The 25,160-nt window shown below is 61.6% G+C and carries 25 protein-coding genes; 20 read left to right on the forward strand and 5 right to left on the reverse strand.

Features of this window, described 5'->3' with window-relative positions; all coding sequences use genetic code 11:
• The first annotated feature begins 169 nt into the window (after positions 1 to 169).
• Positions 170 to 502 carry a hypothetical protein gene (locus tag PMN64_RS17595; protein ID WP_411781522.1) on the forward strand — a complete coding sequence of 111 codons (333 nt, stop codon included), beginning with the start codon at positions 170 to 172 and terminating at the stop codon, positions 500 to 502.
• 29 nt (positions 503 to 531) lie between these two features.
• Here PMN64_RS17595 and PMN64_RS17600 read toward each other — a convergent pair whose 3' ends face one another.
• Together PMN64_RS17600 and dinB are read right to left on the reverse strand one after the other, a co-directional pair.
• On the reverse strand, positions 532 to 759 hold the full coding sequence (locus PMN64_RS17600; RefSeq protein ID WP_411781523.1) for a hypothetical protein: 228 nt from the start codon (positions 757 to 759) through the stop codon (positions 532 to 534).
• 275 nt (positions 760 to 1,034) lie between these two features.
• Positions 1,035 to 2,138 carry a DNA polymerase IV gene (gene dinB / locus PMN64_RS17605; RefSeq protein WP_411781524.1) on the reverse strand — a complete coding sequence of 368 codons (1,104 nt, stop codon included), beginning with the start codon at positions 2,136 to 2,138 and terminating at the stop codon, positions 1,035 to 1,037.
• Positions 2,139 to 2,335: 197 nt separating this feature from the next.
• Between dinB and PMN64_RS17610 the strand changes: the two genes are divergently transcribed.
• Positions 2,336 to 2,551 (forward strand): hypothetical protein, encoded by a 216-nt coding sequence (locus PMN64_RS17610; protein WP_411781525.1) that lies wholly within the window; start codon positions 2,336 to 2,338, stop codon positions 2,549 to 2,551.
• 705 nt (positions 2,552 to 3,256) lie between these two features.
• On the forward strand, positions 3,257 to 3,430 hold the full coding sequence (locus tag PMN64_RS17615) for a hypothetical protein (protein WP_157341544.1): 174 nt from the start codon (positions 3,257 to 3,259) through the stop codon (positions 3,428 to 3,430).
• A gap of 237 nt (positions 3,431 to 3,667) precedes the next feature.
• On the opposite strand, the gene PMN64_RS17620 is transcribed toward PMN64_RS17615, so the two are convergent.
• On the reverse strand, positions 3,668 to 4,627 hold the full coding sequence (locus PMN64_RS17620; RefSeq protein WP_411781526.1) for a 3'-5' exonuclease: 960 nt from the start codon (positions 4,625 to 4,627) through the stop codon (positions 3,668 to 3,670).
• Positions 4,628 to 5,390: 763 nt separating this feature from the next.
• Between PMN64_RS17620 and PMN64_RS17625 the strand changes: the two genes are divergently transcribed.
• A complete protein-coding gene (locus PMN64_RS17625) occupies positions 5,391 to 5,945 on the forward strand; it encodes a TetR family transcriptional regulator C-terminal domain-containing protein (RefSeq protein WP_411781527.1) in 555 nt (184 codons plus the stop codon).
• 39 nt (positions 5,946 to 5,984) lie between these two features.
• On the opposite strand, the gene PMN64_RS17630 is transcribed toward PMN64_RS17625, so the two are convergent.
• On the reverse strand, positions 5,985 to 7,598 hold the full coding sequence (locus tag PMN64_RS17630; RefSeq protein WP_411781528.1) for an AMP-binding protein: 1,614 nt from the start codon (positions 7,596 to 7,598) through the stop codon (positions 5,985 to 5,987).
• 346 nt (positions 7,599 to 7,944) lie between these two features.
• On the opposite strand from PMN64_RS17630, the gene PMN64_RS17635 reads away from it, so the two are divergent.
• The 4 genes from PMN64_RS17635 to PMN64_RS17650 all read left to right on the forward strand — a co-directional run bounded on the left by PMN64_RS17635 (position 7,945) and on the right by PMN64_RS17650 (position 12,320).
• Complete coding sequence (locus PMN64_RS17635; protein ID WP_411781529.1) at positions 7,945 to 9,093, forward strand: ABC transporter substrate-binding protein; 1,149 nt, start codon at positions 7,945 to 7,947, stop codon at positions 9,091 to 9,093.
• Complete coding sequence (locus tag PMN64_RS17640) at positions 9,090 to 10,253, forward strand: acyl-CoA dehydrogenase family protein (RefSeq protein ID WP_411781530.1); 1,164 nt, start codon at positions 9,090 to 9,092, stop codon at positions 10,251 to 10,253. Before PMN64_RS17635 ends, PMN64_RS17640 begins: the two co-directional genes overlap by 4 nt.
• 118 nt (positions 10,254 to 10,371) lie before the next feature.
• A complete protein-coding gene (locus PMN64_RS17645) occupies positions 10,372 to 11,181 on the forward strand; it encodes an enoyl-CoA hydratase/isomerase family protein (protein ID WP_411781531.1) in 810 nt (269 codons plus the stop codon).
• 32 nt (positions 11,182 to 11,213) lie between these two features.
• Positions 11,214 to 12,320, forward strand: a complete 1,107-nt coding sequence (locus tag PMN64_RS17650) for an NAD(P)H-dependent flavin oxidoreductase (RefSeq protein ID WP_411781532.1) — start codon at positions 11,214 to 11,216, stop codon at positions 12,318 to 12,320.
• A 262-nt stretch (positions 12,321 to 12,582) separates the two neighbouring features.
• On the opposite strand, the gene PMN64_RS17655 is transcribed toward PMN64_RS17650, so the two are convergent.
• The gene (locus tag PMN64_RS17655) at positions 12,583 to 13,227 is read right to left on the reverse strand and encodes a GntR family transcriptional regulator (RefSeq protein ID WP_411781533.1); all 645 of its coding nucleotides are present in this window, start codon (positions 13,225 to 13,227) and stop codon (positions 12,583 to 12,585) included.
• Positions 13,228 to 13,326: 99 nt separating this feature from the next.
• Here PMN64_RS17655 and PMN64_RS17660 point away from each other — a divergent pair, with 99 nt between their 5' ends.
• The 12 genes from PMN64_RS17660 to PMN64_RS17715 all read left to right on the forward strand — a co-directional run bounded on the left by PMN64_RS17660 (position 13,327) and on the right by PMN64_RS17715 (position 24,842).
• The gene (locus PMN64_RS17660; protein ID WP_411781534.1) at positions 13,327 to 14,445 is read left to right on the forward strand and encodes an ABC transporter substrate-binding protein; all 1,119 of its coding nucleotides are present in this window, start codon (positions 13,327 to 13,329) and stop codon (positions 14,443 to 14,445) included.
• Positions 14,435 to 16,174 (forward strand): ABC transporter permease, encoded by a 1,740-nt coding sequence (locus PMN64_RS17665; RefSeq protein WP_411781535.1) that lies wholly within the window; start codon positions 14,435 to 14,437, stop codon positions 16,172 to 16,174. The genes PMN64_RS17660 and PMN64_RS17665 overlap by 11 nt, the downstream gene beginning before the upstream one ends.
• Complete coding sequence (locus tag PMN64_RS17670) at positions 16,167 to 17,270, forward strand: ABC transporter ATP-binding protein (protein ID WP_411781536.1); 1,104 nt, start codon at positions 16,167 to 16,169, stop codon at positions 17,268 to 17,270. Before PMN64_RS17665 ends, PMN64_RS17670 begins: the two co-directional genes overlap by 8 nt.
• Complete coding sequence (locus tag PMN64_RS17675; protein WP_411781537.1) at positions 17,254 to 18,516, forward strand: CaiB/BaiF CoA transferase family protein; 1,263 nt, start codon at positions 17,254 to 17,256, stop codon at positions 18,514 to 18,516. Before PMN64_RS17670 ends, PMN64_RS17675 begins: the two co-directional genes overlap by 17 nt.
• Positions 18,513 to 19,421, forward strand: coding sequence for an HpcH/HpaI aldolase/citrate lyase family protein (locus PMN64_RS17680; RefSeq protein WP_411781538.1), 909 nt, complete (start codon positions 18,513 to 18,515; stop codon positions 19,419 to 19,421). Before PMN64_RS17675 ends, PMN64_RS17680 begins: the two co-directional genes overlap by 4 nt.
• A 126-nt stretch (positions 19,422 to 19,547) precedes the next feature.
• Entirely contained in the window at positions 19,548 to 19,730 is a 183-nt protein-coding gene (locus tag PMN64_RS17685) for a hypothetical protein (protein ID WP_411781539.1), read from the forward strand.
• A 401-nt stretch (positions 19,731 to 20,131) separates the two neighbouring features.
• Entirely contained in the window at positions 20,132 to 20,770 is a 639-nt protein-coding gene (locus PMN64_RS17690) for an acyl-homoserine-lactone synthase (RefSeq protein WP_411781540.1), read from the forward strand.
• Between the two features lie 33 nt (positions 20,771 to 20,803).
• The gene (locus PMN64_RS17695; protein ID WP_411781541.1) at positions 20,804 to 21,340 is read left to right on the forward strand and encodes an isochorismatase family protein; all 537 of its coding nucleotides are present in this window, start codon (positions 20,804 to 20,806) and stop codon (positions 21,338 to 21,340) included.
• 452 nt (positions 21,341 to 21,792) lie between these two features.
• Positions 21,793 to 22,761: an ArdC family protein gene (locus PMN64_RS17700; protein ID WP_411781542.1), complete on the forward strand. Its 969-nt coding sequence runs from the start codon at positions 21,793 to 21,795 to the stop codon at positions 22,759 to 22,761.
• Positions 22,762 to 22,930: 169 nt separating this feature from the next.
• On the forward strand, positions 22,931 to 23,098 hold the full coding sequence (locus tag PMN64_RS17705) for a hypothetical protein (RefSeq protein WP_411781543.1): 168 nt from the start codon (positions 22,931 to 22,933) through the stop codon (positions 23,096 to 23,098).
• A 402-nt stretch (positions 23,099 to 23,500) separates the two neighbouring features.
• A complete protein-coding gene (locus tag PMN64_RS17710; RefSeq protein ID WP_411781544.1) occupies positions 23,501 to 23,650 on the forward strand; it encodes a hypothetical protein in 150 nt (49 codons plus the stop codon).
• A gap of 265 nt (positions 23,651 to 23,915) precedes the next feature.
• Positions 23,916 to 24,842, forward strand: coding sequence for a DNA -binding domain-containing protein (locus tag PMN64_RS17715; RefSeq protein WP_411781545.1), 927 nt, complete (start codon positions 23,916 to 23,918; stop codon positions 24,840 to 24,842).
• Positions 24,843 to 25,160 lie beyond the last annotated feature (318 nt).

Below are 25,160 nucleotides of genomic sequence, written 5' to 3' on the forward strand. Positions count from 1 at the left end.
GCAGTCGACAAGGGCTTGTTTCGGAATTGAGCCGTAACACTGTGCGCCAGACTGGGAAGCGGATTCGCTTTGCGGTACTAGCAGGGAGAATCCTGGCTTATAGGACGGCCAGGTCACCGGTTAAGTTCGGGTAGCTTTGAACGTCTGATGGCTCAACAAGGCATACAGAGTGAAGGATCCCGAAGCCGTCGCCGCGATCGTGTCGGCCCTCCGGGAGGCGCACGGGGACAACGTTGCTCGCGTCTTCCTCGTTGATGGAGTGAGCCTTGCGGCGCTCGTCGACGCCGTGTTTGCGCTTCCGATAAAAAACAACGTGGCAGTCAGGGCGATTGCCCGAGCGCTCGAATCCGGGGATTTTGTTATCTCACCCGACGTCGGGCCGCTTTGGCACGTCAAATATGTGTACAGCCATCCGAGCTCGATGACCGTCGTAGATATGGTGGTGCTGACACCCGAGAGGACGTTCACGAGCACCGAGATTTCGTTGCGTCTGCGCGTGTGATCCCCATTGCGGTTCGAGCCTCAGGAACTTTATTGCAATTCCTGGATATGACCGGTGCTGTCGACGAGAATGGACCGTTCCTTCCCATTCCGCGTGGCCTTGAACGTCTTGATCTTGCCAGATGGCACTTCGCGGATTTGCGAATAGCCAGCTGCTTCAAGCCTTGCCTTGATATTTTCAAAGGTGAGGGCAGACGCTGCCGGCAGGGCGCTGAAAACCGTCAGAAAGAAAAGGGCAGCGAGCTTTTGCGATTTCATGTCCACTAGCGATCTGAGTTGCCGATGATGCCGTCTCCTTGTCCCAGCAGAATTGGACCAATTCTGCCCGCTGTCCAGCGAGAAGGGAATGGAAAGCACTTAAGATGGTTCAGTGGGAAGCGGCGGTCGTTCGATGGACTGAGCGGCCGGAGAGTTCTGTGTGAATGCTGTCCTTGATATTTTGTCCGAAGGGCGGTTTTCGCTCTGTCGGGCATCCAGCGCCGGCTTGTGCGGCAGGCGCGATTTGACGTTGGAGGTTGCATCTATCGAGAGTGCTAAATCGGGAGATCGAGTTGAGGTTCCGCTCGGTCTTCGTCATGGAGCGCGGACAGCGACACGCCCAGCAAGCGTACGGATTTCGGCAAGGGCATCTCGTGCCGTAACAGGTCGACAGCCACACGCTCGAGGTCAGCGCGGTTCGACACCTGAGTCGGCACAGATCTGCTGCGCGTGATGATCTCGAAATCGAAGAACTTGATCTTTAACGTCACCGTGCGCCCCCGGCTGCCGGTGCTTTCGCAATGCCGCCAGACCTTTTCGATGAGCGGCTGGAGCTCTGCCGCCAGAGCATCGAACGCTGTCAGATCGTTCGAGAATGTATTTTCTGCGCCGATGGACTTCCGGATCCGGTTCGCCCGAACCGGACGCTGGTCGACCCCGCGCGAGATCCAGTAGTAGTAGGCGCCCGATTTGCCGAAGTTTGCGTTCATGAATTCGAGCGTCTGATTGCGAATATCGAGCCCAGTGAAGATGCCGAGGCCATTGAATTTGGCCGTCGTCGCCGGGCCGATGCCGTGGAATCTGCCGACCGGGAGACTTTCCACGAAAGCGGGCCCCATCCTCGGGGTGATAACGAACTGACCGTTGGGCTTGCGATGGTCGGACGCGAGCTTCGCGAGGAACTTGTTGTAGGAGATCCCCGCGGAGGCCGTGAGGCCCGTTTCTGCGAGGATCTTGGCCCTGATCGCCGTGGCGATTTTGGTTGCGAGCGGGATGTTCTGAAGATTTTCGGTGACGTCGAGATATGCCTCGTCCAGCGACAGCGGCTCGATGATTTCCGTGTGCTCGGCGAAGATGTCCCGGATCTGCCGGCTGACGGCCTTGTAGACTTCGAAACGCGGCTTCACGAAAATCAGCTCCGGACACTGACGCTTTGCGGTGACCGACGGCATCGCTGAGCGAACCCCGAACTTGCGGGCCTCATAGCTCGCTGCGGCCACGACGCCACGTTCTGCGGAGCCGCCCACAGCTAATGGCTTGCCGCGCAAGTCGGGATTGTCCCGTTGCTCCACCGACGCGTAGAACGCGTCCATGTCGATATGAATGATCTTGCGCGGTCGGGCCTCGCCGCTGTCCCGCGCTTGGTCCGGCGAACTCATTCGGAGACAGTATCCGAGGCCGTCGCGCACGGGAATGGCGGGGAAAACGGGGAAAAGCCCAGTTCCGAACTGGCCGGCCGGACGTCGTGGGCCTCTTGTTAGCAGGCTTGCCACTGGACTTCGACGATATCGCCCAGGATTGGACTATTTGGCCCTTGCCCGGAGTGTTTGTCTTTCATTTCGTTGCGAGCTTTTTCATGAAGCAGTTTGACGAGCGGACGACCGCTAACCTCGATGTTGTTCTGGATGAAGTGTGCCGTGAGCTCCCGAACGGCGGTGGCGATCACGAAACCAGAAAGCTCATCGCGCGAAAGCTACTGCGGGCCGCCCAGCAGGGGAAAAAGACGCTTGGGGCTCTTGAGCGCGTCGCTCGACAGGCGTTGCAGGGGATCCTGGAAGGCCGTCCTGCGTAACGCGCCGGGCAGGATCTGCTGCTTCGCGAGCAGAGCTGATCGGACTTTACGGCAAGCGCAAGTAAGCGGGGAATGTTATGTACGATGTTTATTTGAACAGGAGCAACGAGCTCCTGGTTGTTGTTCGGGGTGGCTCTATCCCTTCGGCAATCGCCGGAAGGTGGCGCAAACAGAAGCGTGCCGTCCGGTCTGTCAGCCACTGTATTCGCGACGACGTCCGGCAGCATGGTTATCACCATCGCAACCTCGCGAAGCGATTGGTCGCCTCGACGAGGGTGGGGCTGCAGTAGGGATTATATTGCGCCGAAAGATACCCAATCAGCGCCGGGCGTCTTGCTCCGACTTCACTGAATTGCAGCCATAGCAACGAAACACGTGGACCGCTTCGTACATACCAACGGAGGGTGGTTCGGCCAACAGGGCCATATGACGACCACAAACGTCACATTTGCATGCTAGCGCTTCCATCTCTTGCTTGGACAGTGTTGGCATAGCGAATGTCCCAGGCGCTATCCGCCGAGGGTTCGATCATGGGCCTCAAAACACGCTCGTTGTATCCGTGCGAATACGGGCGCTTCGTTTCCAGCGACACTCTCCGCGACCTTGATGGACCTTAGACGTTATCGACATGCCCCAAATGGACTAAGCCTCCGTCGCAGTCGCGGCGTGTGGAATGTTGGACATCAACCTCGCATACTGAGTGGCATGACGCCCAAGACGCCTCATTTTCAGCCGGAGAAGACAAAAGACGGTCGCTGGTTTGTTGCGGTCAAGACCGGCAATGGGCCGGATTCTCACATCGGAGATTTTGATACGGAAGCCGACGCGGAGCGCTGGATTGCAACCAAAGCGAAGTACTGGCCCGGTAGAGAGAATTGAAGTGCCCGACTCTACTCTCTTTCTAACCCTGGGGCGAAGCAGGCAACCTTGGCTCAAATGGGTCAGATGAAAGCGAATGGCCGCCTTGCAGCGCGAAACCAGTCAGCCCTGTTTACGTTCCTCATTGGTCGGCTATCGCTTCTGTTTGAGGCAGGGCAATTGGAAGTGGCCGGCAGGGTCCGTCCGCTTTCCAAGTTACGGACGGCCCCAACTCGCGCGCCGGAATCCATTCGCAAGTCAGCTTCTCACTGAAAAGCGGTCGAACGCAGTCAGTATTTGGAGCCGGATATCAACGTCTGCCTGAAAGATCGTTTTCTGCAGGTATTCGATTTCGGTATCTCGATTGCATTCGTCGACATCGATGTACCACGACCGTGGCCGGCCGTCGGCGCCGTCGCTCCAGCGATAGCCGCGCCGTTTAAGCGCGTCCTTCAGCTCGAAGGGCGACTGCTCGGCCCAGATTCTGATCGTCTTGCGACGGGCACGCTCGAGCAAAACAGAGAGCACAGTGCGATCGAGCTGGGGTAGGGTGATGGCGAGGATCTCAAGCAGCGCCAGGCAATCGTCGACCGCCCGGTGCGCCTCGTGAAACAGCCCGGCCTTCATCAGGAGGTAGGACAAGCGCGATCCCTCGAAGCCGTGGCCACGCCATTCGACCTCGCTGACTGAGCAGGCCCATGCCTTGAGCGTGAAGAGTGCCGCATATCGCTCCATGAATTTGCGGTCGAAACCCGCGTTGTGGGCAATGACCACGACCGCATCGGAAGCGAACTCGGCGATGCGCGCCTCATTCAGGCTATGACCTTCGACCATCTCGTCGGTGATGCCGGTCAGTGCCGTGATCTCGGCTGGAATTGCAATCGACGGCTGGTTGAAGCAGCTGAAAGTATCGATGACCCGGCCAATCCTTCCGTCGGATAGATAGGTGAACTTGACCATCCCGATCTCGATAATCTCGTCACGGGCGGGATCGAGGCCTGTGGTCTCGACATCGAGCAGGATAGCGGTCTTGGTCGGTTGCCCGTCGCTCGGCGTAAAGTCGGAGCGGGGAACCAGCCGGCGCAGCACCTTGTAGTCGGGTGATTGCTCCAGCATGCCGGCGATCTCGGCGAGAGTTGGTTGAACGGTCATATTGGGCTGCGAACGATCATTTTGGTGAAAGTTCGATAGCCTATCCGATCGGACCGGGTCCGGCATCACGGTGCGTGCCCTGTGGATAGGTGGCGGGTAGCTCCGGGCAGTGAGGACAGCCCTTCTCGCGTGGAACTTGCCAGGATCCGAAGCCGGTATCGCGCCGCAGGATTCGGACGGGCTCTCGTGGACCGTGCCGCTTCGCGTCATGGCCTGGCGGCTTCGATTCCTCGCGCCGCGACAAGGCAGGCATTGATCACATTATTCGGAAAAGACGAAAAAAGACTCGACGAAACACCCAACTCACTTTTAACCTTGGGACGTGAGGTGGTCTTGATGGCAGATCAGCAAGTCAGGTCTTCGGACCTTGTCGAAATAGCACGCAGAAGCGGGGAGTTTCGCAAGCACTATGGTGTTGTGCTGGGAGCATTGCTGTACCTGAGCTCGATCAGCGCTGCGCGGCCGAGGTCGATCTGGTGGAGCGGGGTGCTGACCGCTCTAATTGGAGCGGCTGCCGTGTGGCTCAAGAACAGGTAGTCAGGGCCTAACGGCACGTCGCTGATGGCATGCATGTCTCTCCGCTCGCCGCCTGACGTGCCAGGTCCCCCAGTGTTCAGAAGCTCGTTCTGGCCGAGTGCGGCGATCCTCGCACGTCTGGCTGAACCGGGCCTAAATTGAATGGACATTCAAAGAAATTCGATGGTTTAGTGTGACCGATAGATCGGGACAAGGAGAATGCTGTTTGCAGAAAGCAGAAAGGCGGATGCGTGGGCGTCCGGTGGGATCTTCGGATCAGGGAGCGAAACGGCAGGAATTCGTCGCGGCGGTGATGAAGGCGATCGCCGAGCACGGCTACAAGGATGTGACTGTCGCGACGATTTGCGAGGCGGCCGGCTTCTCGCGCGGCCTGATTGCGCATTATTTTCCCGGCAAGGATGCGTTGCTGCTGCATGCCGTGGACGAGGTGGCGAAGGATTTCGAGCGGGCCACGCGAGCTGCGGCCGACGCAGCCGGAACCGATCCGCTCGAACGCCTGCACGGTATCGTCACCGCAAGCTTTCGCGCGCCGGTGTTCACGCCGGAAAGGGTCCTCGTCTGGGTCGCCCTCGCCAGCACGTCGCGCTGGTCGCCCGAGCTCGCCGAAATCTACCGAAAGCTGTATCGGCCCTACCGCCGCGGACTGGCCCATCTCATGCAGCGGGCAGCGGATGCCCGCGGCGTCATGATCAATCCTGACCGCCTCGCGCTAACCCTCACGCAGCTCACCGAGGGCCTGTGGGCCGGCTGGGCAGCCGATCCGAAAACAGTATCGGCCGCAGAGGGGGAGGCAGCATGCCACGATCTGCTCGACGCATTCTTTCGGTCACCACGGACGACGCCGTAGCGCGAGCCCTGCGGTTGGTCGAACTGGAGGCAGGCGGCACTATTTGCGCTTCTTCGTTGCGCGCAGGTCGATCACGTCAACAAGGGTTCGAGGATCGAGTCCAGGCGCGAAGATCTGGGCCTTGTTGATCTTTTCAGTCGCAGTCACAGGCATTCGGTCCAGAAACAGCATCCATCCGGGCGCCTTGTAGTAAGCAAGCTGCTCGTGGCAATAGTCCACGATGCCTTGCGCAAGCTGAAGGTCGGCCGTGTGACCTGCAGCCGGTACGACGCAGGCGAAGATCTCTTCCCCTGCCTTTTCGTCGGGAACGGCGAGGATCGCGATCTGGCGAACGGCAGGATGCCTGCACAGCACGGTTTCCACTTCGGTCGCGGCAATGTTCTCGCCGGATCTGCGGATCATGTTCTTGCGCCGGTCGACAAAATAGATGATGCCGTCTTCGTCCTGGCGGACGATGTCGCCCGAGTGCCACCAGCCGCCGCGCCAATCCGCGTCCGTCGCGGCGTCGTCGTCGAGATAACCGTTGAAAAAGCCCCGCCGCGGATTTTCGCCACCCAATCGAACCACAAGCTCGCCCTCCGTGTTGGAGGCAACCTCGCGATCGTACTCATCGACGACTTTTGCTTCAAAGGGAGCCACGGGACGCCCGATCGCACGGACGCCGATCGGGCGTGGCTCGTGATCGTTGGCTGTCCAACGCCCGACCTCAGTCATGCCCCAGACCTCGAGATGCGGAATTCCAAATCGCTCCTCGAACTCGCGGTGGATCGCCGGCTCCATTCCCGCTCCGAAGCCAAATCTCACGGTGTGCGCCTGCTCGTCAGCCGATTTGTCGAGCGCAATCAGAGCCTGCGGCACAGCTCCGATGTAATGAATGATCGTTGCGCCGCTGGTCGAGACCTCGCGCCACCATCGTTTTGCCGAAAAATGCTCCGGGCGGATCACGCATCCCTGCGACAGCAGCATCGGCATCAGTGCGACCACGCCGGCGTGGACGTGGAACACCGGCATCGGGTTGAACAACCGGTCCTTGCCAGGCTCGATCGAGAAACGGCCGCCGCTCCTCGATAGCGTAAAGAACCATTCGCCCGCCGAGAGCCAGTAGTCGTTCGTGACCAGGCAGCCCTTCGGGCGGCCCGTGGTGCCCGACGTATAAAAGACGCCAGCCTCGGTCCCGCGAGCGAGTGATGCCGATGCGGCGCGTTTGGCCGGCGAGGGCAACCGGTCCGGCATGTCGTCGGTTGCAATCACGACGAACTGATCTTCCAGTTCAGCTGCGACCGCGGTGAGCCGGTCGACGTGATGGCGCAGGGCGACAGCGAGCACGATGCCGCTGTGCCGCATCTGGTAGAGCAGTTCGGCGTGGCGATGATCGGGATTGACGGGCACCACGCTCGAGCCGACCGCGTTGAGCGCGAGCAAATGAAGGAAGTAGTCCGGGCGGTTCTCGACGAGCAGGGCGACGCGATGTCCCGGCCCATATCCTGCCTGTCTGTAGCACTCGATGAGAGGCAAGACGTGCTGCATCGCCTCGGCGTAGGTCCATTCAAGGCCATCGGACGCATAGGATGTTCCCGCGGGTACGCAAATGAAGGCATTCTGCGGTGCCGCGGCAACGCTTGCCCGAAATGCCTCGAAAATCGTGTCGGCCACTTGTGGTCGTTCTCCCGCATCTGTCGCTCGGCGATCGGATGGACGCTTCAAGTCCGTTCGTACGCTGCAGCGATTGCCGTCGTCTCATTCGGCGCGGCCCTTTGGGCACATGCCGGTTCCGGGCTGGCCCTTTTCGTCGGCGAGCCTCCGCCTTTCCGGCGTCGCGGTCGATCCTAAAGCGGGGTCGGTGGAAGGCAACAATAATTTTGTTGAACGTCCGACAAATTATGCCATGATAGCCACCGCGACATAATCAAAACGAGACCGGGGAGGAGTGAGCATGTTGTGGAGGTGGACGGGAGCCGCGGTCGCGTCGCTGCTTGTTGTGGGTTCCGGTCTCGCGCCGATGGCCCAGGCTGAGCTGGACACCCCGGTCAAGGTCGGCGTTCTCGGTGATCAGTCGTCGGTCTATTCGGCAGCCGGCGGGCGCGGCAGCGTCGAGGCGGCAAAACTCGCCGCTGAAGATGCCGGATTGGTGCTTGGCAAGCCCGTCGAGATTGTCTCGGCGGATTTCCAGCTGAAGGTCGATGTTGGCGTTGCAATCGCCAGAAAATGGTACGACGAGGAAAATGTCGATGCGATCATCGACGTGCCGTTTTCGGGGCTTGCGCTGGCTATCGCGGACATGACCCGAACCAAGAAGAAGCTCGCGCTCTTCAACGCTGCGGCAAGCTCCGAGCTGACTGGCGCGAAGTGCTCGCCCTACGTGGCGCAGTGGACCTACGACACCTATTCGCTGGGGCACGGGCCAACCAGCGGGCTGATCAGCCGCGGTGAGAACAGCTGGTTCTTCCTGACCAACGATACGGTGTTCGGTGCCAGCCTTGAAGGTGACGCATCCGCTGCGGTCAAGGCGGAGGGGGGAACGGTGATCGGGTCGGTCCGCACGCCGACAGCATCGACGGACTTCTCATCATTTTTGCTGCAGGCCCAGTCGTCCAAGGCGAAAGTGATCGGGCTCGTCGAAGCTGGCGCAGATCTCGCAACCGTTCTCAAGCAAGGTGAGGAGTTCGGCGTGAAGTCACGAGGCCAGCGGTTCGCGGCACTGATGGCCACGATCGACGCGATCCATGGCGTCGGCCTCAAGGATGCGCAGGGCATCATCGTGGCCGAGGCGTTCTACTGGGATCAGAACGACGAGACGCGGGCCTTTGCCAAGCGGTTCTACCAGCGGATGGGGGCCATGCCGACGCAGGTGCAGGCCGGAGCCTACAGCGTCGTGAATCATTACTTGAAGGCAATCAAGGCCGCCGGCTCGAAGGACCCCGACAAGGTCATGGCCAGGATGCGGGACATGCCGATCAACGACTTCATGTCGCACAATGCAAAGCTGCGCGCCGATGGCCGCGTGATGCGCGATCTGTACCTGTTCGAAGTCAAGTCGCCCAAGGAATCGAAAGCTGCCTGGGATTACTACAAGCAAATCGCCGTCATCCCGGCGGACAAGGCAGTCCGGCCACTCGACCAGGGCGGCTGCCCTCTGATCGGTCAATGATCGTGGACGAGAGTGTGCCCGCATCGTCCGACACCGGTGAACTCGGTCTGTTTCGCGCGACCGTTCGCCGCTTCCTGGCGCGAGAAGTTGTTCCCAACGCCGACCTTTGGCGGACGAGGGGATACATCGACCGTGAGCTATGGCGAAAGGCAGGTCGGCTCGGGCTGCTCTGCGCCAGCAGTCCGGAGCAATATGGCGGCGGGGGAGGCAGCTTTCGGCACGAGGCCGTCATCATCGAGGAATTGGCGCGGATCGCGTTTCCGGATTTCAGCGTCCCGTTGCAGAACGTGATTCTCGCGCCTTACTTCGCGCAGTACGGCACCGAAGAACAGAAGCGCCGCTGGTTGCCGCGCATGGCCCGAGGAGATCTGGTGGCGGCACTCGCGATGAGCGAGCCGGGTGCCGGCTCCGATGTGCGGGCCATTCGAACCCGGGCACGTCGCGAAGGCAATGAGTACGTCATCGACGGGCAAAAGACCTTCATCACCCACGGCCACACCGCCGACCTGATCTGCCTCGCCGTCAAGACCGACACCGGCGAGGATAATGGCGTCCGTGGCTTCAGCCTTCTGGTGATCGAAGCCGATCAGACACCGGGGTTTAAACGCGGCCGAAGGCTCGACAAGGTAGGTCTCAAGGCACAGGACACGGCGGAGCTGTTCTTTGACGAGGCGCGCGTTCCCGTCGCCAATCTGCTGGGGGGCGTTGAAGGCCGCGGCTTCTATCAGCTGATGGAACAGCTTGCGAAAGAACGCATCAACATCGCGATGCAGGCGTTGGCCCTGGGTGAAGCAGCATTGGCCGAAACCGTGACATATGTGAAGCAGCGCGAGGTGTTCGGCAAACGCCTCATCGATTTCCAGAATACGCGGATGGTGTTGGCCGAAGCGAAGACCGCGATGGCCGTCACCCGCAGCTTCGTTGAAGGCTGTATCGATCGGCTGATCGCTGGAACGCTGGATGCCGAGACGGCTGCCATGGCGAAGTGGTGGGCGACCGAACAACAGTGCGCGACCATCGACAACTGCGTCCAGCTGCACGGCGGCTACGGCTACATGCTCGACTACCCGATCGCCAGGATGTGGAGCGACGGTCGCATTCAGAAGATTTGGGGTGGCTCCAATGAAGTCATGAAGGAGCTGATTGCGCGCGCCTTGTGATCGGCGCACGCCGCTGCGACTGCTTGACGATTGACGCGGGCCGCTGCCGTGCCAGGAAACAATCGAGACCATGACGCTTTCGCCTGAGCGCCAACGAGAATTTAATCCGGAGAACCAGATGGGCCAATACGCCAAATATGAATGCCTCAAGGTCGATGTCGCTGACAAGGTCGCGACCGTGACCTTGAACCGCCCGCAGGCGCGCAACGCGATCAATCAGAAGCTGATCCGCGAGCTGCGGACGATCTGGGACGACCTCGCCGACGATCATGCCGTCAATGCCGTGGTGCTGACGGGCTCCGGCGACTTCTTCAGCGTCGGCGGCGACGTGAAGGCGATGTCGGAGCGGCCGGGCGGCGACGTGCTCGAAGAGGGCGAGGTGCACGACCCCATGATCAGCCGGCGCGGCGTCACCCGCCAGCTCGAGCTCGACAAGCCGATCATCGCGGCGATCAACGGCGACGCCATCGGTCTCGCGGCCACCCACGCGCTGCTCTGCGACATCACGGTGATGGCGGAAGACGCGCGGATCGGCGACACCCACGTCTCGCGTGTCGGCCTGGTCGCGGGCGACGGCGGCACCGTGATCTGGCCGCTGCTGGTCGGCATCAACAAGGCCAAGGAATTCCTGATCCGCGGCACGCTCCTGAAGGGCAGCGAGGCCGAGCGGGTTGGACTGGTCAACCACGTCGTTCCACGTATCGACGTGTTGGCCAAGGCCCGCGAGATCGCGGTCGAGCTCGCTAACGGTCCGACCTGGGCCATTCGCTGGACCAAGCTGTCGATCAATCAGATCGTCAAGGACCGCGTGAACATGCTGCTCGAAGCTTCGATGGCGCTGGAGCAGGTGACGTTCGAAACAGCCGACCACAAGGAGGCGACGATGTCATTCAAGGAGAAGCGCAAGCCGAAGTTCGGCCAGACCTGAAATCCGCCTGCAAACTGAAGATTGGAACCCCCATGCGCAACCGCATCACTGAAATGTTCGGGATCGAGGTTCCGATATTCGGCTTCACCCACAAGCCGGAGGTCGCCATCGCGGTGACAAATGCCGGCGGCATGGGCGCCCTGGCGGCGAGCTATTATCAACCGGACGAGCTCGAGCGGATTCTCGCTGACATGGACGCGAAGACTGGGGGACGTCCATACTGCATCGATGTCCTGTTTGCGAACAAGGTCGGGGAGGTCGTGCCGCTATCCGAGCGTCTCAAGGCCCTCCCGAAGCGGCACATCGACTTTGTCGAAAAGCTACTGGACGATGCAGGAATCCCTGCATTGCCTCCCGAGGTCGAAGCCCAGATGCTGCGTGAAAAGCCTCCCGGACACGGCCATACAGAAGAAGGCGTTCTCGAAGTCCTGGAAGTTGTGGTCAAGCATCCGCAGGCGCGCTTCGTGCTCAGCGCAATGGGAGCCCCTCCCGCCTATGTCGTCGACAAGCTGCACGGCCATGGCATCAAGGTCGGCGCCATGGCAGGCAGTGCCGAGCATGCGCTCAAGCACGTTCACGCGGGCGTTGACCTGATCGTTGCGCAGGGTAGCGAAGCCGGGGGGCATACGGGGACGATCTCGTCCATGGTTCTGTGGCCCGAGGTGGTCGAGGCCGTCTCTCCGACTCCGGTTCTCGCTGCTGGCGGCGTCGGAAGCGGGCGTCACATTGCAGCCGCCCTTGCGCTTGGCGCTGAGGGCGTATGGTGCGGCACGATTTGGCTTGGGTCCTCGGAGAGCGAGCTGTCCGCTGACATGCGCAAGCGATTCATCGCTGCGCGTTCGCAGGACGCCATCCAGAGGAAGTACGACACCGGCAAGCCACTGCGTGGACTTCGCAGCAAGTGGACGGACGCGTGGGATGCGCCGGGAGCACCGGAGCCCCTGCCGCTCGCGGCCCAGAAACTGCTGGTTGCCCCAGCGCTGAAGCGGCTCGAACTCGCCAATGCTGCAGACTATATGGGCTATATGGCTGGACAGATCGTCGGCAGGATCAAGGATGAACGATCGATTCGTGACATCATGGAAAACATGAAAGCCGAATGCCTCGCCGTCTTGAAGCGTCTCAGCTCAGATACCTAGAGCCGGGCGTGGTGCGGCTGGCGGCCCAGCAGCTCAACATGTGGTGGGGGCGCTTGCTTTGCCTCATATTGCGAGCCGGCGGGGCCGCGGGCCTATTCACGAGCGACTGACTTTTATCGGTAGAACGGCGCAGGTCGTCGATGGCCTGGGGTTCAGGATGGTTAGAGCATGATCCGGAAAAGTGCGAAGCGGTTTTCCGAAAAGATCATGCTTCAGCAAGAACCGAAAGCGCGATGACGATTCAACCTAATCCCATCGCGATTTATTCGCGTTTGCGGGTCGGATAGTTGGCCCCTGACTCTTCGATATGGCGGCGGACGGCGGCGACGAATGCATTGACATCGCGTGCTTCGATCGCAGCGACGATGTCGACATGGTGCGCGGCGCTTCTCTGGAGATCGGCATAAGAGGGCCATAGGGCGATCGGGCCGGGTCTGGCGCGATTGCGAATCTCGATGACCAGTTGCGACAGCGAGTGGTTCGGCGCATGGCGATAAATCTCGTCATGAAACGCGGCATTGGTGTTGGCCTGGTCCGCTCTGCTGCCGTGTGCCACAGCGTCTTCGAATGCCTTCTGGGCGGCCTTGATCCTTTCGAGCTCGCTGGTCCCGATATGTGGCAGGGCCTGCGCCGCCGCCTCGACCTCCAGCAGGATGCGGATCGCCAGGATCTCGCGGACGACCGTCAGGTCCGGTTCTATGACCCGGTATCCACGATTGGCGACGTGGGTCACCATGCCGCGCGCGGCGAGTTCAGCCAGCGCGCTGCGCACATCAAAGCGCTTGGCCTCAAACGTTTCCTCGAGGTCGATCTGCCGCAACCATTCGCCGGGACGATAGTCACCCTGGAGAATCGCTGCAGCGATTTCCGCGACCAGAAGCCGCTTGTGCTCCTTCCGGATTTTCATGGTTGCCTCGCTCCTGCAAACGCTTGACAGCGGCAATGTTTTTCGCACAAATTGGCGCCAATAAATGTGTATAACAAGAAGTTCAGGGAAAACAACAGGATGTCGGGCATTGATCGTCGAAGCATGATGATGTCTGTGCTGGGAGCGGCGATGGGCATTTCGGGTGTCCACGCTCAAGCGGCGCCAAGCGGCTATCCAGACAATTACCGGCAGATCGTCGCCGACGCCGAGCGGGAAGGAAGTTTGCTGATCTACTCGATCATGTCGCCCGAGAACTGGCGACCCGTGATCGAAGGTTTCAACAGGCTCTATCCAAACATCAAGATCGAGACGCTGGATCTGCCCGCTTCACGGGAAAGCTTCGAGCGCTATTTGGCCGAGCGCAGCACTAACAGCCGGACCTGCGATCTCATCGCGACTGCCGATCCCGGCGGATGGATCGACTTCCAGAAGCGAGGCGAAATTCTCGACTATGTCTCGCCCGAGGCCAAGGCCTGGCCAGACTGGTCGAAGCCATTTCCCGGCGTCTACACGGTGTCCTCGGACCCGATGGCGCTGATCTGGAACAACAGCCTCGTGCCGGAAGCGAAGCGACCCAGGACGCTCGCCGACTTCGTGGCACTTGCCGCATCCAACGAGCGGGCCTGGCGAAACCGCATCACAAGTTACGGGGTACATCAGACGACCTTCGGCTACGGCATCAGCTACGCTTTCGTGAAGAAACACGGCGAGAAAGCCTGGGAGTGGTTTGCTCAATTGGCCAAGCTGACACCTCGCTTCGAGCGTTCCGGCGGACCGATGACGGAGAAGGTCACGTCCGGCGAGTACACGATGGGTTGGTTCGTCTCGGCCATCACCTTCTGGCCGCGCCTCAATGATCCGGCGCGGGCCCGTATCCTCGGCTGGAGCTTCATCGAAGACGGCCAGCCCGTGGTGCTGCGCGGCGTGGCAATTCCGAAGGGGTCGCGCAGCGTCAACGCCGCCAAGTTGATGATCGACTACATCATTTCCGAAGATGGCCAGCGTGCCTTCGGTCGCGGTGGGTTGACCCCGGCGCGCCCCGGCATCAAGCCGGGGGACGGGATCCGCCACACCTACTCGTCGATTGCCGAGGCGGTCGGCGAGCAGAACATCTGCTACATCGGTTATGACCCCGACGCCGTGCGGGACTACGACGCCTTCGTCGCGCGCTGGAAGCAAACCTTCAATGTCGCCTGACGCCAGCAGCGCGCTTGCATCGGCGACGCCCGATGCCTTGCCGAAACCTCTGCCCAGTCGCGATACGGCCGTCCAGTACGGCATGGCGCTGCTGACCGTCATTCTGGTTGCAGCGCCCCTTGCTCCCGTCCTCTATCAATCGTTGCTGGATCGCGCGCTCTACGATTCCGGACAGCAATTCACGCTGAGCAATTTCAGCCGCTTATTCCGGACCGACGGCTTCGGCCTCGTCATCTGGAATACGCTCGTCTTCGCGACGCTGACCACCCTGGTTTCACAGACGCTAGGCACCCTTGCCGCCGTCCTGTTCGGCCGCACCGACTTGCCGGGGGCCCGGCTGTTCGGCGAACTCTTTCTCTGGCCGGTCTATCTCTCGGCGCTCGTGCTGTCGTTTGGGTGGTACACGATCTACGGACCCGCGGGCTATCTGACGCTCTGGGTGCAGGCCCTGTTCGACGGTGCTCCGTGGAATCTGTATTCACTGCCGGGCATGGCAGTCATCGCCGGCGTGTCTCAAGCACCGGTTGCCTACATCTATTGCATGTCGTCGGCCTCGATTACCGACCCGACACTCGAGGAAGCGGCACGCGTCGCCGGCGCCGGCACTTTGCGGACACTGTGGAAGATCACGCTGCCGCTGCTGCTGCCGGCGATTGCCTACAGCGCGGTGCTGAACTTCACGGTGGGGCTCGAGCTGCTGGCTATTCCATTGGTGTTCGGCGATCCGGCCGGTATTACCGTGTTGACCACCTTCCTCTACAACAACGGCGTGGCGTCAGCCCGGCCTGACCACGGACTGGTGGCGACCGCTGCCGTTCTGATGCTTGCTGCCGTTTGCGTTCTTGTCTGGCTGCAGGGGCGATTGCTGGGCAATACCAGACGCTTTGTGACCCTTGGCGGCAAGGCGACCCGGCCGCGACCGTTTCGTCTCAACCGGCTGCGCTGGCCGCTGTGCTTTGCCTCGATCGTCTATCTCCTCGGTACGGTGGTTGCGCCGATCGGCGCGCTGGTTGTTCGCTCCTTCACAAGTCTGCTGTCGCCGATGGTGCCTCTGGCCGACGTGCTGACCCTCGGCAATTTCGCCAGCATGCTCGAATACCCGGTTTATCTTCGCTCGATCTGGAATTCCTTCGTCGTCAGCGCCCTCGGCGGCGCTCTGGCAACCGCCCTGATCGGCCTGATCGCGATCATCGTGCTGCGCTCCGATTTTCGCTGGCGCACGCCTTTGCACTATGTCGCATTGTTTCCTCGCGCCGTTCCCGGCGTCGTAGCCGGCATAGGGTTTTTCTACGCATTCGCACTGCTGCCCGGCCTTGGGGGGCTGCGCAACACGATCTGGATCCTGATCGTCGCGTTCACCATGCACTACATCCCCGTCGGCCTCGGCGCGGTGGCGCCGATGCTGCTGCAGATGAGCCCGGACTTCGATCGCGCGGCGCGCGTTCAGGGAGCCGACTGGTGGACCGCCAGCCGACGCATTGTGCTTCCTCTGATGCGGCCGGCGCTGGTCGCGTGCTTTATCATTCTCTTCATCACGTTCTTCAAGGAGTACACGACCGCAATTTTCCTGTTTGCGCCCGGCAGCGAAGTGATCGGAACGACGCTTCTGCAGGCCTGGACGCAGGGAGAAGTGGGTCTCGTCTCCGCACTGGCGACAATTCAGGTTCTGGTGATCGGAGTTTGCGTGACGGTCGCGCGGGCAATGTTCGGAGTGAGGCTCCATGGCTGAGTTGGTGATCGAGAACCTGCACAAGCGGTTCGGTCCGGTTCGCGCGATCGACGACGTCAACATCCACGTGGCCGACGGCGAGTTTGTCACGCTGCTTGGACCGTCCGGCTGCGGGAAATCGACGACGCTCGGGGCCATCGCCGGACTGGATCAGCCGACCAGCGGGCGCATCCGCGTCGGCAACACGACCTATTTCGATGGTGCCAAGGGGATTTTCCTGCCGCCGGAGGCGCGCAATTGCGGATTGGTGTTCCAGAGCTACGCGCTGTGGCCGCATATGAGTGTCTACAACAACGTCGTCTTTCCGCTGACCTTGCGAAAGGTCCGGGCAGCCGACTGCAAGCGGCGCGTGGAAGAAGCGCTCGCCCTGGTCGAGATGGAGCGCTTCCAGGACCGCTATCCACATCAGCTCTCGGGCGGACAGCAGCAACGCGTCGCGCTGGCGCGGACACTGGTCTACCAGCCGGAGATCCTGCTGCTGGATGAGCCTCTGTCCAATCTTGACGCCAAGCTGCGGGATCGGGCCCGTAGCTGGCTCGCCGAGCTGCGTACGCGCCTCGGCCTTACCACCATCTATGTCACGCATGATCAGGTCGAAGCGCTTGCGCTGTCCGATCGGATCGTGGTCATGAACGGAGGCCGGATCAGTCAGATTGGCACGCCGCAGGACATCTATGCGAGACCCGCCGATAGTTTCGTCGCCGACTTTATCGGTACGACGAATTTCCTGAGCGGTAACGTAGCCGAAGCGCCGCGCGCAAATGGACAGACGCAGGTCACGCTCGCCGACGGTCAGCGCGTCACCCTCCAGTCCGAGCGCCGCCCGGCTCTCGGGGATAAGGTCACATTTGCATATCGGCCCGAGCAGATGCGGCTCGCCACCGATCAGGACAGCGACATCAATGGTTCGATCGTCGAGGCCGCAGTGGTCAGCCATTCCTATGTTGGCGGCCGCTGGCAAATCGGACTCGATGTCGGCGGCAACCAGATCCGCATCGAAACCCAGGATGCGGCCACCGACCGCCGGTTGCGCCTGTGGCTTCCCCTGACCGGCGGCATTCTTTTCACAGATCGGACCCATGCCCAATCCCACTGATGCCGCTCAATCCATCGCCGAGCTCCCGCGCGCCGACTACACGCCCGGAGCCCGGGGGCCGCTGACCGGCCTTCGCGTGATCGATCTCTCCCGATTGGTCGCCGGAAATCTGTTGACGCAGCACCTCGCAGACTTCGGTGCCGACGTCATCAAAGTCGAGCCGCGCGAAGGCGACACGTTGCGTGGCTGGCGCACCAAGAACGTCGAGACAAACTGGAAAGCGCACTCGCGCAACAAACGCAGCCTTTGCATCGAATTCCGGCACGACAAGGCGGTGGCTCTGATCCGCAAGTTGGTTCCAGGCGCCGCGATGCTGATCGAAAGCTTCCGGCCCGGGACGCTCGAGCAGATGGGACTGCCTCCGGAGGAGTTGCTGCAGCTCGAACCCAGGCTTGTCATCGTCCGCATCTCGGGGTGGGGACAGACCGGCCCTTATCACCGGCGTCCCGGCTTCGGAACGCTGGTCGAAGGCTTTTCAGGCTTTGCCGAGATGAACGGTTTTCCCGACCGCGAGCCGGTGCTGCCGCCGATGTATCTGGCGGATTCCTTGTCCGGCCTTACCGGCGCGTTTGCCGCAATGGCCGCGCTGCGCGAGGTCGAGGTCAATGGCGGGCAGGGCCAGGTGCTGGACCTGCCGCTGCTCGATCCCATCGTCAATTCGCTGGGGCCACAGGCGGCGAATTATCGTCTCAACGGCAAGGTCAAGCCGCGCAGCGGCAGCCGCTCGAGCGGCTCGGTCCCGCGCAACGTCTACCGGACCCTTGACGATGGCTGGGTGTGTCTTTCCGCCTCGACCCAGGGCATGGCGATGCGGGTGTTGCGCTCGATCGGGCGGCCCGAGCTTTGCGATGATCCGCGCTTCAAGACCAACGAACAGCGCCTGATCCACGTCGTCGAGCTCGACAAGATCATCGGCGATTTCATTGCCACGCGGACGGTCGAGGATAACGTGGCGTTCTTCGAAGCGGCCGAGGTGACCATCGGTCCCGTCAACGACACCGTGCGGCTGATGAATGATCGTCACGTGCAGGCGCGCCGACTGCTCGCCGATTATCCCGACGAGGACATGGGGTCGTTTCCCATGCACGCGGTGCCGGTACGGCTCTCCGGGACTCCCGGCAGTATTCGCACGCCCGCGCCTCGCCTGGGGGAGCATACCCGCGCCGTGCTGGCTGAAGCGGGGCTCTCTGAAGAAGAGATCGACGAAACCCTGGGGTCAGGCCTTGCGAAGGAGACCACGAGATGACGATGATGCGAAAATGTCCGGTTTGGCGGTCCGCGCTGTTCGTGCCTGCGAATGTCGAGCGCTTCGTCGTCAAAGCCGTCGATCGAGGTGCCGATGCCCTGATCATCGATCTTGAGGATAGCATACCGCTCGCCCAGAAAGCCGCCGCTCGGGCGCTCGTTCCGGGAATCGTCAAGCGCTTTTGTGACACCGGTCGCGCCGACGTGATGGTGCGGATCAATCAGCCGCTTGAACTTGCGATCCCGGACATTGAGGCCGCCGTCATCCCGGGCGTGGATGCCATCAAGGTCACCAAGGTGGAAGGTCCCGAGCATCTTCGCCTGCTCGACGAGATGGTCACGAGACTTGAGCAAAGCCGCGGCCTGTCCGTGGGCAAGATCTGGTTCGTCGGACTGATCGAAGCGCCGGGCCCGCTTGCCAAGGCCCATGACATCGCCCGATCGACGCCGCGCCTGGCCGGCATATCGCTTGGCGCCGAAGACTATGCGACCGCAATCGGCGCCAGGCCGACCGAAGAGACGCTCTTGATGCCAAAGCAGCAGGTCGTGCAGGCAGCCCGCGCCGCAGGCATCATGCCGCTTGGTACCATCGGCTCGGTCGCGGATTTCGCCGACCTCGAAGGATATACCCGCATCGTGCGGCGCTCGGCGGATTTTGGCTTTGTCGGCTCGGCTTGCATTCATCCATCGCTGGTGCCCATCCTCAATGCCGGCTTCAGTCCTTCGGCCAAGGACGTCGCTGATGCCGAGCGTATCGTGGCGCTCGATCGGCAGGCGGCAGCCGAAGGGCGTGGCTCGTTCGCCATTGACGGCAAGATGATCGATATCCCGATCGTTCAGCGGGCCGAAGCCTTGCTCGAGCGCGCAAACGCGATTGCAGCGCGGAGCCGTCGGGGTCCCGGTTGAGGCGAGCGCCGGCGCGCGAAGCTGCCGCAGCATTAGGGGCAGGTCCTGGCGCCGGACACGGTGCTTGCCCCGGCGTGGAGACTCACCGTAACTGAGACCGACTGCATCTTGACTGGGGACTTTCCGATGAATCGGTCGAACGGGCTGCCAGACAATGGCTACGCATTGATTGTCGATGGCCAGGTGAAGACGGAGTTCACGACGAGGGAAGGCGCCGAAGCCGGCGCCCGGGACCTGAAACGACGGTTTCCGATATTGCAGATCCGGTTGTATGACGCCGAGGCGAAACAAGCTGAGGAATTAGCCTGACAAGCCGATTTTTGGGAGACGCCAGCCTGACGCCGGAGGATCCAGACACGGCGTCGGTTGCCTTCCGGATCAATTTGCAAGTGCAAGCCGCAGCCCTGAATAATCCCGGAGGAGGCGGCCTCGTTGGGTGCTGAGCTATTGCTCTCGAACATCATCCTGATCTGATGGGGCGTCCGCAGGCGCGGGACGGGCCCTCGTGAACCGCGCCGCTTCGCGTCACGGCCTGCCGGCTTCGATCCCTCGCGTATTCAGCGGAGACGATCGCGCGCGTACCGTATGACGCATCTGTTTGATAAAGATGGAGCAACCTTCTTCTTATTTCCATGCACCCTGTGTGAAACCACAGGTGCCGTTCGTTCTGAATCTTGGTGTCGTGAGCCTCCCTTCAAGAGGAGCTCATCATGTACGCCGTCGCCATCGATCGTTGCCAGGTTGGACAGCATCTTAACCTCTTGACCGAGATGTTTCGGCTGCGGCGACGTGTCTTCAAGGACCGGCTCGAGTGGAACGTCTCTGCCTGTGGAGACCTGGAGGTCGACATTTATGACGCCATCGCTCCAACCTACCTGATCGTTTGTTCGCAGCAGGATGCGGTGCTGGGTTGCGTCAGGCTCTTGCCAACGACCGGTCCCAACATGCTGGCGGACACGTTTCCTTCGCTGCTGGGAGGCCGCGACATCCCGAGAGATGAGACCATCCTTGAGAGTTCGCGGTTCTGCGTCGACACCAAGCGGGCAACCGAACTTGGTCAGAATGGCCTCAACCAGGCAACGCTGGTGCTGTTTGCTGCGATGCTCGAAGCCATGCACGCACGGCGTGCAAGATCGATCGTCACAGTGACCGATACTGTCATGGAGCGCATCTTGCGGAGAGCCGGCTGGCCGCTGGAACGATTGGCTCCGCCGCTACAGATTGGGCGGACAAGCGCGGTTGCAGGATTTCTTCACAGCTCGGATTCTGTGCTTGAAGCTATGCACCGCCACGCAAATTGCGAAGGACCCGTCCTCATCGCCCCAAATGCCGCGCGGCATGCTGCCTGAGCACATTGGCGTGTTGACGACCGGGATAATTCCATGCTGGCGGACCCTCGTCGCAGCTGCATCCTGCTGCTCAATCTGACACGCGGAAGTGACGCAGACGTCCCCAAGGTTCTCGTCACCGGTCGCGGCAGAAGCATGTCTCTGCTTGTTGGCTGCCGGCAGCTCTTCGATGTACGCCAGATGGCTATTGGCGAGTTCGAGGCTGCTTTGCTGCCGGATCAGATCACAGCGTCGATCGAGCTCCTCGACGCAGAGACATTTTCGGTCTGGGCGGATCCGCGCCTGGTAGATTACCTTTCAAGATGCAACATCGCCACGGTGTTCCTCGGCGGTTCCTATCTCGAGGAGGATGTTTTGATCGCGGCGCTGCAAGGAGTGGGACTCGGCTACGACGTTCGCATCCTCGCGGACCTCTCGATCGCGCGCATTGAACTTGACCGCGCGCTGGTGCTCGATCGGCTGCTGCAGCACGGTGTTGTCGCGACCACAATGCGGCAAGCCATACTGGAATGGGCGGTGTCGCTGGGTGATGCCGCGGCGATCCACAAGGCGCGCGAGTTGCTGTCATGAGAGATCCTCGGACATGGCGACCGCGTTGGGGAGGCCTTGTGGAAGGTTGAGCCACCGGATCCGCGTTTTGTTTCGACAAGGTCCGATGCGCGCATGAGCCTCAGCCGACCCGAGGCTGCCCGACGGTCCTATGCTTGAGGTCAGCGTTGCGACCAAGGGCCCGCCGTCCTGGCAGGCGAAGTCTTGTTGAGCCGGCCGCTTGCGGCCGGCGCTTTGTGTGCCCGCGGACGGCGGGGTGGACGGCGCTCCCGTATAGCCCCGAACCGGCGAACCGCAACCGCGCGGACGGCAACTCTCGCAGATGATCAAGATGCACCTCGCCGCGCGGTCCTCCGCTGCTGCTACGGCCGTTCCGGTGCGGTCCGCCTGTTCGTTCGGGGCTGTCCGGTCGCTCTTCGCCGCCCACCCCGCCTTCCGGGGGCGGGGTGAAGGAAGAGCGGACGGAGATCGTCATGTCGAAAAAGTTCTACAAGGGTCAGGCCGCCAGAACGCATCAGAGCATCTATGAGGAAATCACTTCAAAGGTCATCGCGGAGCTTGAGGCAGGCATCTTTCCCTGGGCCCGGCCTTGGGATGCAAGCCCCGCTAAGGGCGCCTTTGCACTGCCGAGGAATGCCGCAACCTGCAAGAGCTATTCAGGGATCAATATCCTGATCCTTTGGGGACGCCTCTGCGAATGCGGTTACAGCACACAGGGCTGGTTGACCTACCGGCAGGCGCAATCCCTTGGCGCCAACATACGCAAAGGCGAGCACGGGGTCACCGTCTGCTATGCCGACCGCTTCATTCCGAGGCGCAAGCCGGATGACGCAGAAAACGCCGCAGCTCCTGCAGGAGAGCACGACCGGGATGAGGCGTCCATCCCGTTTCTGCGCCGTTACGTCGTGTTCAATGTCGATCAGTGCGACGGCCTGCCGGAACATCTGATTGCGACAGCGCCGACCTTGCCGGAACGGCAGATCGTGCCGCAGGCCGAGCGTCTCGCGAATGAGACAGGAGCCGCCATCCACATCGGCGGCGCGCACGCGTTCTATGACCAGACTGCCGACAGTGTTCATATTCCCCCGCAACCGGCGTTCTTCGAGCAGATCAACTACTACCGGACCCTGTTTCATGAGCTCGGCCACTGGACCGGGCATGCAAGCCGGCTGAATCGTGACCAGTCAGGGGCGTTTCGTTCCAAGGCCTACGCCAACGAAGAACTCGTCGCCGAACTGACGGCGGCGTTTGTCTGCGCCTCGCTCGCAATCAAGCCGACGGTTCGCCATGCCGACTATCTCGGCTCATGGCTCGCCGTGTTGCGTGAGGACAGCCGCGCCATCTTCCGCGCCGCAAGCAAGGCCTCCAGGGCCGCCGACTTCCTGCTCGCATTCGGCGCCACGGCAGAAGACGCGCAAGCGGACACGGCAAACACGCAGTGACGCAGCTTTGGCGACAGCCCGCGCGCGCCGTCGTCTGTGTCGAGCACATTTGGCAAATCCTTGCATCGTCACTGGCCAGTCCATCGCTTCACCAGAAGCCTCTCGCAACCGGGCTCGGCGATGCGGCGTTTAAGCTTCTTGGGGCCCGCTTCCTGAAGAGACGACACCCATGGAACGTCGTCACATCGCGCTCAGCGATCCTTCCACCACCAAGGCCGATGTTCACAGCAAGAAGGCGCCCGATGTATCGGATGTTCTGCCGGCGATCCGTTCGCGCGGCATGCCGCAGCCTCTGCTCGTACCGCCGCTTGGCTCAGCTTTCGAGATTGTCGCCTGACGGCGGCGTTACTTTGCCGTGAGCATGCTCGCCGAGGAGCGGGGATGCCACCCGAAGAGGTGCTGTTGCCTGCGCCATCGAGGACGGCTCGGACGCCGGCGCCGCCGAAGCCTGACCGGCGCGGGCAGGGAGCCGGTAGACGGGCGCGTCCCGCTCTACATGAGCTTCCCGATCAGTCGGTATGACGCCAGCAGGACCTGTCGATCGCAGCATCGTCAGCGGAAATTAACGCCTTGTTTACTTGAGCTTGGCGAAAGCGATTCGGGCGCGCAGGCAACTCTCGCGCCCGTGCCCGAGTCGCGCCGGAGTCAATCGCTGCAGGCAAGATTTGATCGATCGGGATCGGCGCGACTCACCCTATAGCTCGAAGCCATGAACATGCACGGCATCATGGAGCCAGCGATGGAAGGCCAGTTCAGAACCGCTGTCGATCCGTTCGCGGCAAAGCTGAAGGAAGCCTGCCTTGCCCACGGTCTTGTCTGTCTCGCGGCCCTGATGTCGACCGCCGTGCTGTTGTCGCGGGCGCTTTTGGTGCTGAAGGGAATGAGCTGACTCGTGGTGCAGCGGCGCTGGGCGTATTGTCGTTTCAACTAAAAGGCCGGACCACGCACGCATGATCCTGCCCGCGCGATCCGGCCCTCGTCGATCGTCTCATGTCAATGTCGTAATTCGTGAAGAGCCGACCGCAAAGCGAGGTGCTGCAGCATTGCCCGATTGCGAGTCGTCCTTGCAGAGACCTTCTTGGCCACGTGCCCCTCTTCTGGGACGTGAAGGCCGTTGCAGCACGCGCCGCCCAGACTGGCATTGGTTACACGTGGTGTCCGATCAGGCTGGATACAGCCTTGTTGTCCCGGCGGCGGGGGCCGTTCTCTTGCCCCAATTGGCCGAAACGATCTCGCTCGAGGCGAAAGTAATGGGGCCGCCTTTGAAGAGTTCACCAGACCGCCAGCCGAACCGGCAAGTCCGCTACGGGGCCGCATCGTGCGATCTCTCAGGCTACGATGCCTCCGACTGGGCGTGGGAGTTCTTGCGGCGGAACGCGGACTATGTCGCCGACTGGCGCCGATCCGTTCCACGGCGGCTGCCTTGCATTATCTTGAATGACGGCACGCGGTTGTTGCGGCTGCCGCGGCGCTTTCCGCGCGCCGAGAAGTGGGGCCTCGCCGCCTTCGCCGATCCCGCGCTCTGTGCGCGGCGGGCGCCGGTGTTCTGGCATGCGGGCGCATTCAAGCGCCTGGTCCGGCTGCGCGCGCGCCTGCCTGTTGAAGGCGCCGCGCCGCCGTACCGACTCTCCGACTTCGACGCCGAGCGCCGGGCGATCATCGATGCTGGGCGGGCGCCCTTTGTGCTCATGAAGGGAAGGGGTGGCCACGTCGCCCTCAAGATCGACGGCTTGTCGGTCTTGAGCAGGCCGTTTGCACCCGTATTCGAGCTCGAAGGCCTGGACGACCTTGCCGGCCAAAGCGATCTCCTCAGGCAGCTGCAGCGCTTCAGGGAGCACGAGGCCACAGGCTCGCACCGGTCGCCGTTCGCGAGCGACGAGCGGCTGCGCCACGCACTGATTGCGCTCGACGAAAGCCTCGATGGCAAGACCTACCGGCAGGTCGCGATCACAATCTTTGGAGCGAAGATGGTCGCCGAGGAATGGCTCGGAGCGAGCCAGTTCCTGAAGGACCGCACCAGACGGCTCGTTGCCAAGGGCAAAGAGCTGATGGATGGCGGGTATCGCGATTTTCTCGGCTGAGATTCTCACCAGCTTGCGCCTGCTTGATGAGCCTTGCCGTCCGGGGATGGCAAAACAGTCTCGCTTGTCTTCGCCACTTCGATTTCCGCGCGCGATCTGACGACGCTTCCTCTTGCGCTTCGCTGATTGGCCGTTGCGCACATGGAGATCATTCGGACATGACAAAAATGGAAGACAAGCAGCCGGACAAGCCCTTCCTTAATACCGTGGAAGCGGCCGCCTGGCTGAGGCTGACCAAGAATACGCTTGAAAAAATGCGCGTGCACGGCCGAGGGCCAGCCTATCGCAAGCACGGCCGCTACGTCCGCTACCACATCG

Source organism: Bradyrhizobium sp. UFLA01-814, assembly GCF_046718885.1.
Classification (GTDB): Bacteria; Pseudomonadota; Alphaproteobacteria; order Rhizobiales; family Xanthobacteraceae; genus Bradyrhizobium; species Bradyrhizobium elkanii.

Coding starts and splice junctions, on each gene's coding strand:
- PMN64_RS17695 (WP_411781541.1), top strand. CDS start 20,804: ATGCTGGCGGACCCTCGTCGCAGCTGCATCCTGCTGCTCAATCTGACA.
- PMN64_RS17660 (WP_411781534.1), top strand. CDS start 13,327: ATGTCGGGCATTGATCGTCGAAGCATGATGATGTCTGTGCTGGGAGCG.
- PMN64_RS17670 (WP_411781536.1), top strand. CDS start 16,167: ATGGCTGAGTTGGTGATCGAGAACCTGCACAAGCGGTTCGGTCCGGTT.
- PMN64_RS17640 (WP_411781530.1), top strand. CDS start 9,090: ATGATCGTGGACGAGAGTGTGCCCGCATCGTCCGACACCGGTGAACTC.
- PMN64_RS17625 (WP_411781527.1), top strand. CDS start 5,391: ATGAAGGCGATCGCCGAGCACGGCTACAAGGATGTGACTGTCGCGACG.
- PMN64_RS17675 (WP_411781537.1), top strand. CDS start 17,254: ATGCCCAATCCCACTGATGCCGCTCAATCCATCGCCGAGCTCCCGCGC.
- PMN64_RS17620 (WP_411781526.1), bottom strand. CDS start 4,627: ATGCCGGACCCGGTCCGATCGGATAGGCTATCGAACTTTCACCAAAAT.
- PMN64_RS17600 (WP_411781523.1), bottom strand. CDS start 759: ATGAAATCGCAAAAGCTCGCTGCCCTTTTCTTTCTGACGGTTTTCAGC.
- dinB (WP_411781524.1), bottom strand. CDS start 2,138: ATGAGTTCGCCGGACCAAGCGCGGGACAGCGGCGAGGCCCGACCGCGC.
- PMN64_RS17650 (WP_411781532.1), top strand. CDS start 11,214: ATGCGCAACCGCATCACTGAAATGTTCGGGATCGAGGTTCCGATATTC.
- PMN64_RS17680 (WP_411781538.1), top strand. CDS start 18,513: ATGACGATGATGCGAAAATGTCCGGTTTGGCGGTCCGCGCTGTTCGTG.
- PMN64_RS17705 (WP_411781543.1), top strand. CDS start 22,931: ATGGAACGTCGTCACATCGCGCTCAGCGATCCTTCCACCACCAAGGCC.
- PMN64_RS17710 (WP_411781544.1), top strand. CDS start 23,501: ATGGAAGGCCAGTTCAGAACCGCTGTCGATCCGTTCGCGGCAAAGCTG.
- PMN64_RS17645 (WP_411781531.1), top strand. CDS start 10,372: ATGGGCCAATACGCCAAATATGAATGCCTCAAGGTCGATGTCGCTGAC.
- PMN64_RS17655 (WP_411781533.1), bottom strand. CDS start 13,227: ATGAAAATCCGGAAGGAGCACAAGCGGCTTCTGGTCGCGGAAATCGCT.
- PMN64_RS17685 (WP_411781539.1), top strand. CDS start 19,548: ATGAATCGGTCGAACGGGCTGCCAGACAATGGCTACGCATTGATTGTC.
- PMN64_RS17700 (WP_411781542.1), top strand. CDS start 21,793: ATGTCGAAAAAGTTCTACAAGGGTCAGGCCGCCAGAACGCATCAGAGC.
- PMN64_RS17610 (WP_411781525.1), top strand. CDS start 2,336: ATGAAGCAGTTTGACGAGCGGACGACCGCTAACCTCGATGTTGTTCTG.
- PMN64_RS17635 (WP_411781529.1), top strand. CDS start 7,945: ATGGCCCAGGCTGAGCTGGACACCCCGGTCAAGGTCGGCGTTCTCGGT.
- PMN64_RS17615 (WP_157341544.1), top strand. CDS start 3,257: ATGACGCCCAAGACGCCTCATTTTCAGCCGGAGAAGACAAAAGACGGT.
- PMN64_RS17690 (WP_411781540.1), top strand. CDS start 20,132: ATGTACGCCGTCGCCATCGATCGTTGCCAGGTTGGACAGCATCTTAAC.
- PMN64_RS17665 (WP_411781535.1), top strand. CDS start 14,435: ATGTCGCCTGACGCCAGCAGCGCGCTTGCATCGGCGACGCCCGATGCC.